Origin of the sequence: Bradyrhizobium sp. STM 3557 (genome assembly GCF_045571465.1) — a bacterium.
Lineage (GTDB): Bacteria > Pseudomonadota > Alphaproteobacteria > Rhizobiales > Xanthobacteraceae > Bradyrhizobium.
Map to the genome: position 1 here is coordinate 7,155,092 of NZ_CP120697.1, position 16,211 is coordinate 7,171,302.

The following is a 16,211-nucleotide window of genomic DNA, read 5'->3' on the forward strand; positions in this document are numbered from 1 at the left end:
GACCAGCGCCCTCGACGCAGACGACCGGCTTCGCACGAGCCAGGGCACCTTGGGAAACTACCCGTGGACGCTGGCATGAGATGTCGACCAAGCCCCGTGCCTGCGGCATTTCCAGCGAAGGTGCGGCCGATACCTCCTTTTACGCAAGGAATCACCATGAGCAACGGAATGACCATAACCAACGCCGTCATCGAATGCATCCTGAGCCGCAGCGCTACGAAGTACTACGATCCGACCGCTACGTTAAGCGACGAAGAAATCCGCGAGCTGGTGCGAATCGGTACCACCGCGCCGACATCCTTCCACTTGCAGAACTGGCGCTTCATCGCTGTACGCACGCCGGAAGCCAAAGCTCGGCTTAGTCCGATCGCTTGGAGTCAGCCCGCAATCACCGAAGCGGCCGTTACCTTCATCGTTTGCGGCCAGTTGGCCGACTCCAGCGTAGTCCCGGAGCGCCTGGCGCCGCTGGTGAAAGCGGGCATTATGCCGGCAAAGATGGTGCCGGAATGGGAAATCCCCGCACGCGATCTGTACATGGAGTACCCGCAGCGCCAGCGCGACGAAGCCGTCCGCACCGGCACCTTCGGCGCGGCGGCGATGATCTACGCGGCCCGTTCGCTGGGCCTGGGTTCGACGCCGATGATCGGCTTCGATGCGGACGCGGTACACCGCGAGTTCGGACTAACCAAGGACGAAGTACCGGTCATGCTGTTGTCCATTGGTGCGGAGCGCCCGGGGAACTGGCCGCAGAAGCCGCGCCGCCCGGTAGCCGATGTGCTGGATCTCGTCTGATTTCTATTAAAACCAATTCATTGGGGAGACTGGAATGCCAAGGGCAGCAGCACTAAAGCCGGAGCAAGTGCCGGCCGATTCGAAACCGACCCTCGATACGTTCACCAAGACCATCGGGTTCACCCCAAATATGATGGCGACCTTCGCGGCAAGCCCAATCGCGTTCAACTCATGGGCTACCCTGCTCCGCTCCTTGAGCAAGGCGCTCGACGTGAAAACGCGTGACAGCATCGGCCTTGCGGTCTCCGAAGTGAACGGCTGCGACTACTGCCTGATGGTTCACAGCTTTACGGCCGATCATATGGCGAAGCTGCCGGCCAATGAGATCATTCTCGCTAGGAAAGGCCATGCGAGCGATCCGAAGCGGGACGCCGCAATCCAGTTTGCGTGCAAAGTCATCAAGACCCGTGGCAAGATCAGTGACCCCGATCTGAAAGCCATCCGCGATGCCGGTTACACGGATGCAAACGTCATGGAGATCGTGGCGCTGGTGGCGATGTATTCGCTGACGAATTTCTTTAACAACGTGTTCGATCCCGAGAAGGACTTTCCCGCTGTTGCGCCGGCCGGCTCGATCTGAACTCTACACGGTCGCAACCTCTGAGGCCCCCCTTGGAGCTTTTATGCGATGCGAGCGTAGCGCCAGAGGCCGGATGCCCCCATGAAAGAATTGCTTCGTCCGGGTTTTTTGGTATGCGCCGATTCGAAACCCTCAGCACCATCGGCGCTGAGGCTGACCAATGCAGGGACGACGCATGAACAAGTCACAGAAGGTTGTTGTTGTCACCGGTGCGTCACAAGGCATCGGCGCTACAGTCGTAAAGGCATTTCGAAAGCTCGATTACCGCATTGTCGCAACGTCGCGTTCGATCAAGATGTCGGACGACGCGGACATCCTGAGCATCGCCGGTGATATCGGGGATCCCACGACCGCGCAACGCGTCATTTCCGAAGGCGTCGAACGATTTGGCCGGATCGATACGCTGGTGAACAACGCCGGCATCTATATCGGAAGGCCTTTCACCGAACACACCTACGAAGACTACGCTGCCGTGATGAATGTGAACATGGCGGGTTTCTACCACATCACGCAACTCGCGATCGCCGAGATGGAAAAGCGTTCGAGCGGTCACGTGGTGAGCGTAACAGCCAGCATAGACCAAGTGGCGATCAGTGGGGTCTACTCGGTCTTGGCAGCTCTGACGAAGGGTGGCATCAACGCCGCCACGAAGTCATTGGCGATCGAGTACGCGAAGAAAGGCATCCGCGTGAACGCCGTCGCTCCCGGAAACACACCTATGCACCCGCCTGAAATTCACGAAGTGCTGGGAGCTTTCAACCCTATTGGACGCATAGGTCAGACAACCGACATCGCCGACGCGATCCTCCTTCTGGACTCTGCACCGTTCATCACTGGCGAGATCTTGCACGTCGACGGCGGGCAAAGTGCTGGCCACTGAGCTGCGTCATCACTGATCCTGTATAGGCACGAAGGCAATGCTTGATCATCCAATTTTCATGCGCTGGCCGGCTCAGTTCCCCGATCGGCTGCAACTCTTTTCCCTTCCAACGCCGAACGGGGTGAAGGTCGGCATCATGCTCGAGGAAACCGGGCTCGCTTACGAACCACACCGGATCGACATCACGGCGGGCGAAAGCCACGAACCGGCTTTTCTCGCTCTTAATCCCAACGGCAAGATACCGGCCATCTACGACCCCGACGGGCCGAGCGGCACGCCGCTCGCGCTGTTCGAATCCGGCGCGATCCTCCTCTACCTTGCCGACAAGACCGGACAATTTATCTCGGCCGATCCGAACACCCGCTATCAAACCATTCAGTGGCTGATGTGGCAAATGGGCGGTGTCGGACCGATGTTCGGCCAGGTCGGCTTCTTCAACAAATTCGCCGGCAAGGCCTTTGAGGACAAGCGTCCGCGGGACCGCTATGCAACCGAATCAGCGCGGCTGCTCGGGGTCCTCGACGAACGGCTCTCCGGTCGCGACTGGGTGATGGGCGCTGACTACAGCATCGCCGATATTTCGCTGCTAGGCTGGGTGCGCAACCTGATCGGGTTTTACGAAGCGCGCGAGCTCGTCGGCTTCGACCGGTTTCTTCATGTGCAGGCTTGGCTCGACCGCGGCCTCGCGCGTCCGGCGGTGCAGCGCGGGCTCAAGGTGGCGGCACGGACCGAAGAAAGTAAATGATGAACAATATCCTGCATATTGATTGCAGCCCGCGCGCGGAATCGCACAGCCGGCAGCTTTCAGCGGCGATCGTAGAGAAGCTCCTTGAGGTGGCGGCCGGCGCGAGCATTTGTCGGCGAGATTTTGGCGCTGCCCCCCTGTCGCATGCCGCTTCTGACTACGCCACTACCCTCTCGTCTCCGGTAACATTGGCGGCCCCGCTGAAGGGGTCGCTGGATCTGTCCGAAACGCTCATCCAGGAAGTCGAGGCGGCCGACGCGATCGTCATTGGAACGCCCATGCACAACCTGACTGTTCCCTCGGTTCTCAAGGCATGGATTGATCAAATTCTGCGCGCCGGCCGCACCTTTAAATCGACGCCGGCCGGGAAGGTGGGAATGCTCCGTGATCGTCCGGTGTTCATCGGCATCGCTTCCGGAGGTGTCTTCACCGGCGACCGGGCCAACCAGCCCGATTTTCTGACGCCGTATCTTGCAGCTGTGCTCAGCTCCATTGGCCTGAAAACCCTGCAATTTCTGGCCCTGCAGGCCACCGCGTTTCTCGAGGGGGACAACGCCACATCGGCGAGGGAGAAAGTGCTGGCGGCGATTGATCTCACAGTCATGGGGAAGTTCCATGTCCCGCGACTGACGGCGAAATAGACCAGCAAGGTCGCCGTGATCGGCGGCATCGGGCTGATCGGCTCGAAGACCGCCGCCACTCTGGACCGGCGTGGCCACGAGGCATCGCGAAGCGCGCCGGCCGGCATGAGCACTCTCAGTATCGGAATATTGAGGGTCGCCGGAATCCAATCAGGGGCGAAAAACTTTGAAGACTCCGGTTATCATCTATTTGATAATTTGTCGTTGCGAGATCAACCGCGTGACCGTGGAGGAGGACGCTTCATACTCAAAAGCTGCGTCACATCACGCCGATCCTTTGCGGATGAAATAGCCACTTTCAGCCACTTCCCGTCGGGGTATGTTCGGGCTTCATCGTAGAGCGTGACCAGCTCGGAACGCCAGCCATAGCGCCGCGCCTCAAACTTTTCTCGCTCTGCTGCCCCCAAGACCACCTCGACCGAAAACATTCTGAATTCCGGCAAGAAGGTACAGAATGCCTTGGACTTCTTGTAACGCAACGACCAACCGCGCTTCTTGCCACGATAGAGCCAGTCTGGCGCGAAAACGCCGGGGTAGTTTGCCTCGATCCAGTTCCGCAGCTCCGCCCAATGCCCGAACGCCCTTGGCCCGATCCAGTCGCGGACAGTGCCGTCATCGGGCGGCCATGACATGTCGGTGATAGGGTCGCCGATTTGGGGGGACTGTTCCATGACGCTTTCCTCTTACACCGCAACTTTGTCACGTAAGCCTCGAAAGACTTGGTGGCCTGCACCTTGATCTTGCGAAAACGGTTTGCCGCAAGATTCCTGAGCCTTGAAAGGTGTCGCCCGATGTTTCTTTCGTCCTAGTATTGAGGCGTAGGCAGATTGCCTGTCAAAGCAGAACGTCAGACCGCGTATTTAGGGACACGGAGTCCGGACTTCCGGCACTTGGAGGACAGCAGCAGTGTCGCTGAATCGCGCGACAAACATAGCGAGATATTCGATGCAACCTGTCGTCTTGGCAATGCGGGCCCCGGGAACGCCCGAAACCTCCATCTTCGAAAAGCTACAAGGGTACCGAGCGAGAAAGGAAGGTGTGAGTTCTGATCAACCCGCTCGATCCGCACCTATCATAGTCGCGTTCCGCAGCTACAGACTCGCCACAGGATCATAGCGCCACGGCGAACACATAGTGCCCGTCCTCAGCGGCACAGGGATGGAACGATGACACTTCCTACGGAGACCGGTGGTACATTGGGGCGCAGGCACGTTACGGTATTTGGGAGCATTCTATGCAATCGGATCGAGACTAAAGCCATTGCGGACAGCGATTCTGATATTTGGCTTCCGCTGTGGAAGGGCTATCAATGATTTTACGAGGTGGATGTCTTCGACTCGGTGACGCTCAAGATCTAGGTACGTTTGTTGAAGCCAATCGATTCGATCTGTGCAGTGCTGGCATTGGGCCTGGTGCCGTTCGACTACCATCGATCCACCTGGATGACGGGCGACTACTCTATCTTCAAGGCTCGTTCGTCGCGGACGACGCACCTGGCGGCCGGAGACGGCCCCGCGATGATCGAGCATGTTTATGCCGAGGCGAGACGTCGAGGGGAGCCCCAGCGAGTACTCGTCGACGGGCGAGTCCAACCACAACGCGGTGCAGCTTTACGACTGGATCGCCGAACGCTCGGGTTTTATCATAACCGAAAGCGGTTCGGCTAACCCCTGTTACAGGTCCGTCCTCAGGACTCGCGCGGCGACTCTCTATCCGCGCGTTCCGGACAAGATAGCGAAGATCTTATGTCCCAGGTCGACTGGCTAAGTCATCTCCTGCAAATGATCACCATCACCGGCCGGCTCGAGGTCCGTTGCGCCTACGGTGCGCCGTGGCGGGTAGCTTGGCCGCCGTCCGCGGCGAATGAAATTCCTTACCACGTCGTGCTAAAGGGCCGGGCCATTATCGAGGATCCGGAGACGCGGACGATCAGGGAATTGGTAGGCGGAGATATCGTGCTGCTGCCTCACGGATCGGCGCACGTTCTGCACGACGGCAGCGGACATACGCCGGGACCAACGTACAACAGCCAGCGTTCGGCCGGATGGATGCTCAGCGCAAATGATGGTCACGGCGACCGCCTGGACATGTTGTGCGGGCGATTTTTCATCGGGCCGCCCCATGATCGGCTGGTCCGCAACTACCTGCCCACCAATCTGGTGGTGCGAGCCATTGACGGCGATGCTGAAGAGAACATCGGGTCCGCCGCGAACCACCTTGCCAACCTTGTCGGGTTGATGCGGATGGAGTCCGCCGGCGACAAGCCGGGCAGCAACGCCATCCTTAACGCGCTTTCCTCGGCGCTATTCACACTGACGCTGCGCGCAGCAAGCGAATCCGACCAAGCTCCGGAAGGATTGTTGGCGATGGCCGGAAATCCACGACTAGCCCCGGCCATTTCAGCCATGTTGGCCGATCCGACCCGGCCCTGGAATTTGCCCGAACTGGCCGACTTGTGCGGCATGTCACGCGCCACCTTCATGCGGCACTTTCAGGACAAGCTGGGCCGCTCTGCCGCGGACCTGTTAGTCGATATTCGGATGAGCCTGGCCGCTAACGAGCTGAAGAAGCCATCGATCACCACCGAGGCTGTGGCCGAGGCAGTCGGGTATCAATCCGTATCGGCATTCCGGCGCGTGTTCGCCGACAAGATGGGGATGACGCCGGGAGAATGGCGCCGTCTGGCGCGCGAGAGCGTGTAATGCGCCTCGCATTCGGTTCGGACCGTACGAGAGCCTGGGCGCGGAGCGCGCAGTCGTTGACGTGACCGACGCGCTAGACGCCCCTCTATACCTGCAGCACGGAAAGCTCGATCTCGAGGCGACGACTTGGCCTGGGCCGCGCGGCTGGGTGAAGGATCAACCAGCCGCGCCGGTTTGATCCTTTTGAGCACTTAGTTGAGCCAATCGCGTCTCGAAATCAGCATCGCGAGGCCTAAAGTCAAGGTCGTTCATCACCTGACGAAGGAGCCAGATCGTGAGCCATATTGCTATCCCCGTCACCGAACCTGAAACCGGCGTCGCCGCTGCAATCTACACGCCGGCCAAAACGAGCAGAAACACTCTCGCACCCCAAACTTCCCATTCACCCAAAGCACCAACGATGACGAACGCCGTCATCGAATGTATTTTGAGCCGCAGCGCCGCCAAATACTACGACCCTGCCGCCACGTTGACCGACGACCAGATCCGGGAGCTAGTGCGTATCGGCACCAGCGCGCCGACATCCTTCCACCTGCAGAACTGGCGCTTCATCGCCGTACGCACGCCTGGAGCCAAGGCTCGGCTGCGTCCGATTGCCTGGAATCAGCCCGCGATTACCGAAGCAGCCGTTACCTTCATCATCATCGGCCAGTTAGCCGATTCCAGCACAATACCTGAGCGCCTGGCGCCGGTTGTGGAAGCGGGCATCATGCCGGCGCGCATGGTGCCGGAGTGGGAAATCCCGGCGCGCGGTTTGTATTTCGATCAGCCGCAGCGCCAACGGGACGAGGCAATACGCTCTGCCACCTTCGGCACGGCCGCAATCATCTATGCCGCTCGTTCGCTTGGCCTGGGTTCGACGCCGATGATCGGTTTCGATGACGAAGCGGTGCACCGGGAGTTCGGACTGGGCGAGGACGAAGTGCCGGTCATGCTGTTGTCGGTGGGGCCGGAGCGCCCGGGCAACTGGCCGCAGAAGCCGCGCCTGCCCGTTGCGGACGTGCTGCACTTCGTATGACTTCCAACGAATACAGACAGGTACGGAGATTACCATGCCGAAATGTGCTGCTTTAAAGCCGGACCAGGTGCCGGCCGATTCGAAGGCAACCCTTGAGACCTTCACCAAGAACATCGGTTTCACCCCAAATATGATGGCAACGTTTGCGCACAGCCCGATCGCCTTCAACGCATGGGCCGCGCTGCTCGGCTCGTTGAGCAAGGCGCTCGACGTGAAGACGCGTGACAGCATCGGCCTGGCTGTCTCCGAGGTGAACGGCTGCAACTACTGCCTGACAGTTCACAGCTTCACGGCCGAGCATATGGCCAAGCTGCCGGCTAGCGAGATCATTCTCGCCCGAAAGGGCCATGCCAGCGATCCGAAGCGCGATGCCGCGGTCCAGTTCGCCCGCAAAGTCATCGAGAGCCGGGGACACGTCGCCGACGCCGACCTGAAAGCCGTCCGCGATGCCGGATACACGGATGCGAACATCATGGAGATCATCGCGCTGGTTGCGATGTACTCGCTGACGAACTTCTTTAACAATGTGTTCGATCCCGAGAAGGACTTTCCCGCCGTCGCGCCGGCTGGCGCGATCTGAGATCTATCCGGTCGCATCGATCATCCCATGCGGCGCTTGGAGCTCTATGTGACGCGAGTGTAGTACTAGAGCCCGGGTGCACCCAGGAAAGCTTCTTGGGAACGCGCCCGGGCTCTTGGTATATGCCGACACGGTTTTTCACCAAAGCCGCGGGCGACAATCGGCCGATTGTCATCCTGACGGCCGCCTTCCACTTACGACGACCACAATATCGGTGCCAGGACGATAGGATTCTTGCTGAGCCAGCTAATGGGATCGCGATTGTCGGTGAATCATGACACGAGGCAAATGACGTTGTGGCTCAATGCACATCAGCATCTTTGCTGACTTGCCGTTGCGATTTTTAACAAGCACGTCGAGGACGAGATCATTGTAGTCGATGGCCTACCAAAGCCACAGCTTCTTGGACTGCGTGCCGCGTCGGCATCGATTCCATAGTTAAAGGTCATTGGACCACGGAGCTTCGCCGTGCAGCATGGAAATTTGCCGCCCTATTTTGGTCGGCTGCAAAGGAGCACGAAAGATGAAGACATACAACAAAACTCCGGAGGCAGTGTTCCGGCTAACGCCACAACAGTACTGGGTCACGCAGCAAGACGGCACGGAGCGACCGTTTCAGAACGAATACTGGGACAACAAAGAACCGGGTCTCTATGTCGATGTGGTGTCGGGTGAGCCACTATTCGCGTCTGTCGATAAATTCGACAGCGGCACCGGTTGGCCGAGCTTCCGGAGGCCCTTGGAACCCGCGAACGTCGTCGAGAACGTCGACCGGTCCCACGGAATGATCCGCACAGAGGTTCGCTCCAAGCACGGCGACAGCCATCTAGGTGTGGAGCCTCAAGAGGTTGTCCTCGGTTAGACCGAGTCTGCTGATAGGCGTTTGAGACTTTATACCACCGTGAGGCCGATGCCAGTTGTACTGGTGCAGCCAGATCGGCAGCTCTTCGGCGCGCCGATCTGATGTGGGATAGGCCTTGGCGTAAGCCCATTCCCGGAGCGCGGTCTGGATAAAGCGCTCGGCCTTACCGTTTGTCTTGGGCGTGTAGGGTTTGGTGCGGACGTGCCTGATGCGCAGGTCCTTGCAGGCATCGCGGAAGGCAAATGCCTTGTAGCAACTCCCGTTGTCGGTCATGACGCGCGTGACGGTGACGCCGAGGCTCTTGTAATAGGCGACCGCCGCCTTGAGGAAGCGAACGGCGCTGTTAGCCGTCTCGTCCAGCTTGATCTCGGAGAAGGCGACGCGGGAATGATCGTCGATGCAGACATGGACGAACTCCCAGCCGACGCCGCGGCTGTTGCTCTGGCCGGTGCGATCGCCGGTGATGTGGTGGCCGACATGCTCGAAACGCCCGAGCTTTTTGATGTCGATGTGAAGCATCTCGCCTGGGTTCTCGCGCTCATAGCGGCGTTCCGGCTCGGCCGGCTCCAGATCGCGGATCCGGTTCAATCCCAATTGGCGAAGAATGCGGCTCACAGTAGCCGGTGACACCCCAACCTCAGCGGCGATTTGCTTACTGGTGTGGCGCTGCCGGCGCAACGTCTCGACGACCGTGCACGTGGCAGGCGGGGTTTGGCTTGGCGATGAATGAGGTCTGGAGGAGCGATCCTGCAACCCAGCCGCACCTTCTGCGCGGAACCGCTTGACCCATTTGGCGACCGTTTTGGGCGTCGTATTGAACTGGTAGGCTGCGTCGGCTTGGCTTAGTCCGCCTTCCACGACGCTGCGAACCATCGCCTCTCGACCTTTAGGCGTCAAAGGCGCATTCTTATGGATGTTCATCTGGTCTCTCCTTGGAACACTGAAGCTTCGCAACCTCAGCTTCCTCGGTTCAGGCCAGATGGACAACCTCCTGAAAGACCACATCTAGGCCATCTGTTTCCTTGTGGACCTCGGGATATGGGAGGTCTGCGCTACTGCATAAACTCCGCGTCTCTGCGCTTCATTCATCGTGATCAGCTCGAGAGCTCCGGATATGGCGAATATCTCAAGCTTTTCGCTCAGGAAGCCTAGCGATGGCCACAAACTGGCGGTCTGGGACAGAAGCTGATGGGGAGCGGCCCAGATATCATGTCGACGAGAGCCGGCTAATCCAGTGGCGGCCTGCCGCACCCAGCGTATTGCAATCCCGGAACCCACGCCGAAATGATCGAGATAATCTGCAGCGCCTACCAGATGACCTATCGGGATCTGCTCGATTTTTCTTCCGAATCCACAGTTTAACAACGCTAAACTACCGGGAGAACTAAACTGCTCCGACCACGACGAAGCGGCCCCAATCCGATCCATAAGGTGACGATCGTTCCGATCGAACGTTCGGATATCGGCCCAAACTGATAGCATGGAAAGGAACGACAAATGACAGTTGCAACATGGAACGGAGCAGTAATCGCGGAATCGGATAAGACCGTTGTCGTCGAAGGTAACCACTACTTCCCGCCCGAGTCTGTCAACACGCAATATCTTCGGCCGAGCGCGACGACTAGCCGGTGCCCATGGAAGGGCCTTGCAAATTACTATTCGATAATCGTCGACGGAAAACTTAATGAAGACGCAGCATGGAATTACGCCAAGCCCTCTGATGCAGCAGCGTCCATCAAAGGCTACATCGCATTCTGGAAAGGTGTAGATGTCAGGTGATCGACGGACCGTCATTATCACCCGACTTTTCCGCCCAAATGTGACATATTCAGCCAGCACCTGAATGGGCGGCAAGCCGACAAGCAGCTGTTCAGTAGCGAGTGAGTCCGGACAGCCGAATAGCTCGTGCCAATCCTGCCGAGTCTCGCAACCCTCCATCCGCCGGAGCGGGCAAGCGTTACGAAGCTCTGTGCAGCGTATTTCGGGAGCTCTCAGTGTGGGATGGCTTCCGACGTTCTGAACTGGAACGTGCGTCCACAGAGTGTAACGAGCTGATCGCATAAGCCGACCGCCTGCATCTCTACAGCTTCTCCCGGCGCCCTTCGATGATACGCCGGCGGCTCTACCCGGCAGGCAATCGAGGGCGAGTCCTCCCAGTTTGGGAAGGACCTACGGACTTCGCCGATCCGTCCCGCGTACTCTTCTCAACAAGTGCCATTAGATTCGCGCCCAGCCGCAGTGCTGATGAGCAAAGCCGATCTGAGAATGGACCGCCGTCACCGCTTGGCGCAGGTGGTCCTCAAGCCTGTCGATATCGATCTCGTCGCGCGACACGAGGCCGATTTCCTCGGCTCTCGGCAATAGCGAGCGGAAGGTTTCCGCGGCCCATGCGTAAAGAGGCGAGTCGGGGCCGCCACCCACCGGAGTCTCCGAAAACAAGCGGGGCAACTCCACCCCCGCATTGTAGAAATGTTCCACCATCCGCGCTCCAGCATCCGGGCACGTGACGACCGAGCGAAATGTCCTATTGATGAGGTCAGAGGTATCCTCCCATAGCGGGACCAGGGGAAAGGACCACCACGTTCCAAGGAGGAGTACCTCATGGAAGGCAACTGCGCCGCCTGGCCGGAGGTGAGTGGTCGCTGCGCGGATCAGTGCGATCGGGTCGCTTTGGTGGACCAAGACATAGCGACCGATAGCCAGATCGAAGTTTCGTGAGCCGGTCATTTCGGAGGCATCGCCTTCCACGAATTCGATATTGATATGACCTGCGGCGCGCGCGCGCTCGCGGGCCGTGGCGATCGCGGCAGCATTGCGGTCGATCCCAAGGACGGCGCCAGTCGGTCCGACCATTTCCGCCGCGAGCATTGCCACGTCGCCCGCTCCGCAACCGACATCGACGACGCGCATGCCTCGTGCGAGCCCGATCTCGCGCAGCAGGCGCGTCGTGATCGGGCGGAGGTTGTTCGCCTGCAGCATCAACCTGCGAAGTTCCCGATTCGAATGCCCCAACACATAATTTTGCATCAACCAGTCTCTTTGTGTCGCTACGCCAGGATGCAAAAGGCGACGATGATCCGTGACGAGCGCAGAACCGCTCGCCGTCCCCCGAGTCGTCACGGACGAACGCGGATGATCGTCTTGCCGCTGATCCGCTTGATTGAATTGAAAGCTGCGATGCTTTCGTCGAAGGTCGCGATGTTGCCGATGTTCGTCCGCAGTCGTCCGTCCCGCACCCGCTGGATGATCTCACCCAGTTGGGCGCGGTCAGATACGACAACAAAGTCGATCGCCAATCCGTCGGCGGGTCGTGCGTCGGTCGGGCCGGCGATGGTCACCAGTGTTCCTCCGGCTCGAATCAGGCGCGCGGAACGCTTCCCAATGTCGCCGCCAAAGACATCGAAAACCAGATCGACTGGGCCGACGTGTTCGAGGGCGTCGTTCTCGAGGGCGACGAACTCCCGCGCGCCGAAGTCGAGCGCCGCCTGACGGTGGGCAGCGCGTCCGGTGCCGATGACGTAGGCGCCAGCCTCACGTGCGAGCTGGGTCACCATCGAACCGACTGCGCCGGCAGCGCCGTGCACGACAATACTCTGCCCCGCTTGAACGCGACCGTGCTCGAACAGTCCCTGCCACGCGGTCAGGCCCGGCATCGCAACGCTCGCGCCCACCGCGAAGTCGACATCGCCCGGCAACGGTGCGAGGTTGCGTGCTTCCACGGCCACATACTCGGCCAGTGTGCCGCCGCGATAGGAGTCCGTGAGACCAAAGACTCGCTGTCCCACCGACAGCCCCGTCGTGCCATAGCCAAGGGCGGTGACAATTCCGGCCAGCTCCTGCCCTGGAATCACCGGCGCCCGGTCACGGCCGACGCGATCAGTCCAGGTCGAGGGCCACGTCAGCTCATCCCAGGTGAATCCCGACGCATGAACCTGAACGACGACATCGTTTATCGCTGCCTGCGGCTCGGGCCGCTCGACTAGCTTCATCCCCGCCGTTCCTGCGGCCTGGTCCATTACCAAAATCGCTTTCATGTGAATTGTCTCCTCGGTTCTTTGCCTCTTTGCTGGATTGTTTCAGGGAAAAAAGCCCTTTGACATCTCATGCCAGCGGCATTCCTGTGTTCGTGAGCAGGTAGCGCTCGTTAACTGTTTCATTTGTCCAGCAACGGATAGAATTGGATCCAGACATCATCTTTCTTAGCGCTCGCCATGTGGCAGAACGCGCATTCGGACTTCGGCTGCAGCTTGGCTGTTCGTGCCTTTGGCTCGTGGTGATTGAAATTGTAGTAGCCCCAGCCCCCGGTGTCCCGCGTAGCGCTTGCTATCCTTCTCCGTAACGTCCGCGCCGTTCAGCTTTCCGGGGAAGAAGCCTCGCCCGGAGGCCTCGGTACGCGATCCATCCGGGTTCTCGGCTGGAAGCTTTAGCTGTAGTTCTTTGAAGAAGATCGTGCCCTCCGGAAACTCACCTGTCTTCCGGTAGATCTCGTGTGAGCCCGGTTCGATGTAGACGTTGTGAAATTCAGGAAAATTGGGCTTTCCGCCGTTGAGCGAGTTGGGAGTGAGCGGTGAGCCGACGAACACCCACTCGTTGAAGTTCTTCGGCAGGATCAAGTCGCCCGATGTGGTATATTCGGGGAGATAGCGCTTGCTTGTCGGCGCGTTGCCGTTATCGGATTCGGAATGCGCGAATACAGTTGTTAAGGCAGCCGCGCTGAAAAGCGCTCCAGCGATTAGGAGGATAAGGCGCCTACGTGGTTTCTCAATGACCAAGCTTTTTCTCTCACGCACTTAGCTAATATCCGTGCCATATCGGCCTGAGCATTCCTGATGAAGCCTGCGACAGTGGTATCCAAAGCAGCGCGGGACGACATTTTCCAATAGCTGGTACGTATGGTTTCCATACCAGCGAGGAATACTGCGGTTCGGCCGTCACTGCGATTCGTAAATCAAGGCAAATGTGCAGCCGCGACGGCATCAGCCGCGCGGGGAGGCAATAACGATCGTCTATCAAGTCTATGGCCAGAGGTGATTTCCCTCGCCGGGGTCCGACCGTCACGGTGGGAGAGTGCTGGTGTCAGAAACTCCTACGACCGAAAACGAGACCGCAAGTGACAACTCCTACGAACCGGAGAGGGCGGGCCTGTCGTTATGAGCCACTGCCGCTTGTAGAGCGCTGCGGCCGTCCCCTTGTCAATGCAGAACCCTGCCCCCGAGAGCTCAGGCGGGAAGCGCCGCTTCGGCGCCGGCGGATGGTTCTCACGGCCTGTGTGCTCGCGTCCTCGATGGCGTTCATCGATGGAACAGCGCTGCCGGTTGCATTACCGAGATTGCGCGCTGATTTCGGAGCGGACCTCGCCTCCGTCCAATGGGTTCTCAACGCGTATATGCTGACCCTCGCCTCGCTAACATTGATCGGGGGCGCTCTCGCGGATGTTTATGGCAAGGCGCGTATGCTCGCGCTGGGTTGCGTCCTGTTTGGTCTGGCGTCCGCGGGGTGTGCGCTGGCTCCCTCGCCGGCCTGGCTGATAATCGGCCGCGTCGCGCAGGGAGCGGCCGCGGCGATCGTCACCCCCGCCAGCCTCGCCTTGATCGGCGCCACCTACCCGCGCGCTGAAAGGAACCGGGCGATCGGCATATGGGCCGCGGCATCGGCTCTCACCACCGCCGGAGGCCCTGTCTTGGGCGGCTGGCTGACCGAGACCTTTGGCTGGCCATCCGTGTTCTGGATCAACCCGCCAGTCGCGCTCGTCGCCGTGGGAGTACTGCTGGTCTTCGCGCCCAAGGAACGCCCCATCCAGCGCCAGTTCGACTTGATTGGTGCCGCGATCCTGGCTTCGGCGCTCGGCGCGCTTGCCTGGGCGCTAAGCCAGATTGGACGCAGTCAAGCTTCAGCCGCCGCGGACGCTTCCGCCCGGACGACCACCGCGATCATCGTCGTCGCCGGACTCGGTATTGCCGGGCTCATTGCCTATGCGATCTGGGAGCGCGGAAGCGCACACCCAATGACGCCGCCCCGTTTGCTGGAGAACCGTGCTTTCCTCGGACTGAACGTCGCGACCCTGATGGTCTATGCGGGGATTTCGATCATGTTCTTCCTGTTACCTTTCGACCTCGTTGATCGCCGCGCGCTGTCCTCGACCGATGCCGGGCTGGCATTCCTGCCCTTCACGCTCGGCGTGGGTCTGTTGTCGAATGTGTTCGGCGGCTGGGCGGACAGGATTGGTGCGCGGACCATGCTCATCACCGGACCTGCCGGTGCCGCGCTGGCCTATGTCTGGATGGCGCTTGGTCAGAAACAGACCTTGATGCTCGGCGTGATCGCACCCATGGCGCTGCTTGGCCTGTCCTTCGCCGTGCTCGTGGCACCGCTTACCGCTTCCGTCATGTCGAGCGTTGACAAGACGGACGAAGGGCTCGCCTCCGGCGTCAACAATGCGGCGAGCCGGATTGCGCAACTTGCCGGCGCGGCACTGGCCGCCGGTGTCGCGTCTTTCGAGGCGGGTTACGAGGTCGGTCTCGTCGTAGCCGCTGCGACCTCGATCTGCGGCGCCCTTATAGCTGCATCAACCCCGCCGCCAGCCGCCACGATAGCGGGCAGTCCAGGAGAAGCCTAGAATGACAGATTACGTTCTGATCCACGGCGCATTCCATGGCAGCTGGTGCTGGACTCGCGTGCGCCGCCTTCTGTCCTCGAAAGGCCATCGGGTGTTCACGCCAACGCTGACCGGTCTTGCAGATCGGTCACATCTTTTGAGTCGCGAGGTCAGCCTCGGAACCCACATCGAGGATGTCACCAACCTGATGGCTTGGGAAGAACTGCACGACATCGTCCTGGTCGGACATTCCTATGGTGGATTTGTCGTGCGCCACGTTGCCGATCGGATGTCGGACCGGATTCGTTCGTTGATCTATCTCGATGCCTTTGTCCCCGACAACGGCAAAGCTCTTTTCGACTACCTACCTGACAACGGCAAGAAATTCCGAGAACTCGCCGCAGCGATCGGCGATGGCTGGAAGCTCCCGCCGCCTCCGGCATCGTTCTTGGCGGTGAACGCAGCAGACGCCGATTGGGTTGATCGGCAGTGCACGATGCATCCATTGTCCACCTTTGAAGCGCCCGCGGAAATCAGCGGCGCATGTGACGCCATTCCAAATATCGGATACGTTCGGGCGCGCAGCTATTCCAGCCCATATTTCGACGGCTTTTACGCGCTCGCAGGGCAACGCGGCTGGTGGCAGGAGGAGTTTGCGTGCGGGCACGATGCGATGCTCGACATGCCAAACGAGCTGACGGACCTGTTGCTGCAAAGTGGGTAGAGAGGCCGTATTCGGCGTCGGCCGCTGCTGCTGACAAGACAAGCATTCGCCGCGAGGGCGGGGCTATTGGCGATCTCGGCCGCTAAGGCGTG

16 protein-coding genes and 3 pseudogenes are annotated in these 16,211 nt (G+C 59.8%); 13 read left to right on the forward strand and 6 right to left on the reverse strand.

Features of this window, described 5'->3' with window-relative positions:
- The first annotated feature begins 156 nt into the window (after positions 1-156).
- From P6U24_RS33085 to P6U24_RS33105, 5 genes are all read left to right on the forward strand, one after another.
- Positions 157-792, forward strand: coding sequence for a nitroreductase family protein (locus P6U24_RS33085; protein WP_407156595.1), 636 nt, complete (start codon positions 157-159; stop codon positions 790-792).
- 34 nt (positions 793-826) lie between these two features.
- Entirely contained in the window at positions 827-1,372 is a 546-nt protein-coding gene (locus tag P6U24_RS33090; protein ID WP_407156596.1) for a carboxymuconolactone decarboxylase family protein, read from the forward strand.
- A 175-nt stretch (positions 1,373-1,547) separates the two neighbouring features.
- Positions 1,548-2,252 (forward strand): SDR family NAD(P)-dependent oxidoreductase, encoded by a 705-nt coding sequence (locus P6U24_RS33095; RefSeq protein WP_407156597.1) that lies wholly within the window; start codon positions 1,548-1,550, stop codon positions 2,250-2,252.
- A 37-nt stretch (positions 2,253-2,289) separates the two neighbouring features.
- Complete coding sequence (locus P6U24_RS33100) at positions 2,290-2,997, forward strand: glutathione S-transferase N-terminal domain-containing protein (RefSeq protein WP_407156598.1); 708 nt, start codon at positions 2,290-2,292, stop codon at positions 2,995-2,997.
- On the forward strand, positions 2,994-3,638 hold the full coding sequence (locus tag P6U24_RS33105) for an FMN-dependent NADH-azoreductase (RefSeq protein ID WP_407156599.1): 645 nt from the start codon (positions 2,994-2,996) through the stop codon (positions 3,636-3,638). Before P6U24_RS33100 ends, P6U24_RS33105 begins: the two co-directional genes overlap by 4 nt.
- Positions 3,639-3,850: 212 nt before the next feature.
- Here P6U24_RS33105 and P6U24_RS33110 read toward each other — a convergent pair whose 3' ends face one another.
- Positions 3,851-4,309, reverse strand: coding sequence for a DUF3788 domain-containing protein (locus tag P6U24_RS33110; RefSeq protein ID WP_407156600.1), 459 nt, complete (start codon positions 4,307-4,309; stop codon positions 3,851-3,853).
- A 1,074-nt stretch (positions 4,310-5,383) separates the two neighbouring features.
- On the opposite strand from P6U24_RS33110, the gene P6U24_RS33115 reads away from it, so the two are divergent.
- The 4 genes and pseudogenes from P6U24_RS33115 to msrB form a co-directional block, all read left to right on the forward strand.
- The gene (locus P6U24_RS33115) at positions 5,384-6,340 is read left to right on the forward strand and encodes a cupin domain-containing protein (protein ID WP_407156601.1); all 957 of its coding nucleotides are present in this window, start codon (positions 5,384-5,386) and stop codon (positions 6,338-6,340) included.
- A 400-nt stretch (positions 6,341-6,740) separates the two neighbouring features.
- Positions 6,741-7,358 (forward strand): nitroreductase family protein, encoded by a 618-nt coding sequence (locus P6U24_RS33120; RefSeq protein ID WP_407160674.1) that lies wholly within the window; start codon positions 6,741-6,743, stop codon positions 7,356-7,358.
- A 34-nt stretch (positions 7,359-7,392) separates the two neighbouring features.
- Positions 7,393-7,938 (forward strand): carboxymuconolactone decarboxylase family protein, encoded by a 546-nt coding sequence (locus P6U24_RS33125; protein WP_407156602.1) that lies wholly within the window; start codon positions 7,393-7,395, stop codon positions 7,936-7,938.
- A 523-nt stretch (positions 7,939-8,461) separates the two neighbouring features.
- Positions 8,462-8,770, forward strand: a pseudogene (msrB, locus tag P6U24_RS33130) (peptide-methionine (R)-S-oxide reductase MsrB); the annotation flags it as partial.
- On the opposite strand, the gene P6U24_RS33135 reads toward msrB, so the two are convergent.
- Positions 8,765-9,721, reverse strand: coding sequence for an IS481 family transposase (locus P6U24_RS33135; RefSeq protein WP_407156603.1), 957 nt, complete (start codon positions 9,719-9,721; stop codon positions 8,765-8,767). The pseudogene msrB and the gene P6U24_RS33135 overlap by 6 nt on opposite strands.
- An 81-nt stretch (positions 9,722-9,802) precedes the next feature.
- Between P6U24_RS33135 and P6U24_RS33140 the strand changes: the two are divergent.
- Positions 9,803-9,952: pseudogene (locus P6U24_RS33140) on the forward strand (peptide-methionine (R)-S-oxide reductase); the annotation flags it as partial.
- Positions 9,953-10,297: 345 nt separating this feature from the next.
- On the forward strand, positions 10,298-10,579 hold the full coding sequence (locus P6U24_RS33145) for a DUF427 domain-containing protein (RefSeq protein WP_407156604.1): 282 nt from the start codon (positions 10,298-10,300) through the stop codon (positions 10,577-10,579).
- A gap of 438 nt (positions 10,580-11,017) precedes the next feature.
- Here the strand turns inward: P6U24_RS33145 and P6U24_RS33150 are convergent, their stop codons facing one another.
- From P6U24_RS33150 to P6U24_RS33165, 4 genes and pseudogenes are all read right to left on the reverse strand, one after another.
- Positions 11,018-11,827 (reverse strand): class I SAM-dependent methyltransferase, encoded by an 810-nt coding sequence (locus P6U24_RS33150; protein WP_407156605.1) that lies wholly within the window; start codon positions 11,825-11,827, stop codon positions 11,018-11,020.
- 89 nt (positions 11,828-11,916) lie between these two features.
- Positions 11,917-12,834 carry an NADP-dependent oxidoreductase gene (locus P6U24_RS33155; protein ID WP_407156606.1) on the reverse strand — a complete coding sequence of 306 codons (918 nt, stop codon included), beginning with the start codon at positions 12,832-12,834 and terminating at the stop codon, positions 11,917-11,919.
- 119 nt (positions 12,835-12,953) lie between these two features.
- On the reverse strand, positions 12,954-13,127 hold the full coding sequence (locus P6U24_RS33160; RefSeq protein ID WP_407160675.1) for a cytochrome P460 family protein: 174 nt from the start codon (positions 13,125-13,127) through the stop codon (positions 12,954-12,956).
- A pseudogene (locus tag P6U24_RS33165) lies at positions 13,123-13,590 on the reverse strand (cytochrome P460 family protein); the annotation flags it as partial. The pseudogene P6U24_RS33165 and the gene P6U24_RS33160, both read right to left, overlap by 5 nt.
- 461 nt (positions 13,591-14,051) lie before the next feature.
- On the opposite strand from P6U24_RS33165, the gene P6U24_RS33170 reads away from it, so the two are divergent.
- Complete coding sequence (locus P6U24_RS33170; protein ID WP_407156607.1) at positions 14,052-15,416, forward strand: MFS transporter; 1,365 nt, start codon at positions 14,052-14,054, stop codon at positions 15,414-15,416.
- A gap of 1 nt (position 15,417) precedes the next feature.
- The gene (locus P6U24_RS33175) at positions 15,418-16,119 is read left to right on the forward strand and encodes an alpha/beta fold hydrolase (protein ID WP_407156608.1); all 702 of its coding nucleotides are present in this window, start codon (positions 15,418-15,420) and stop codon (positions 16,117-16,119) included.
- The last annotated feature ends 92 nt before the right edge of the window (positions 16,120-16,211 follow it).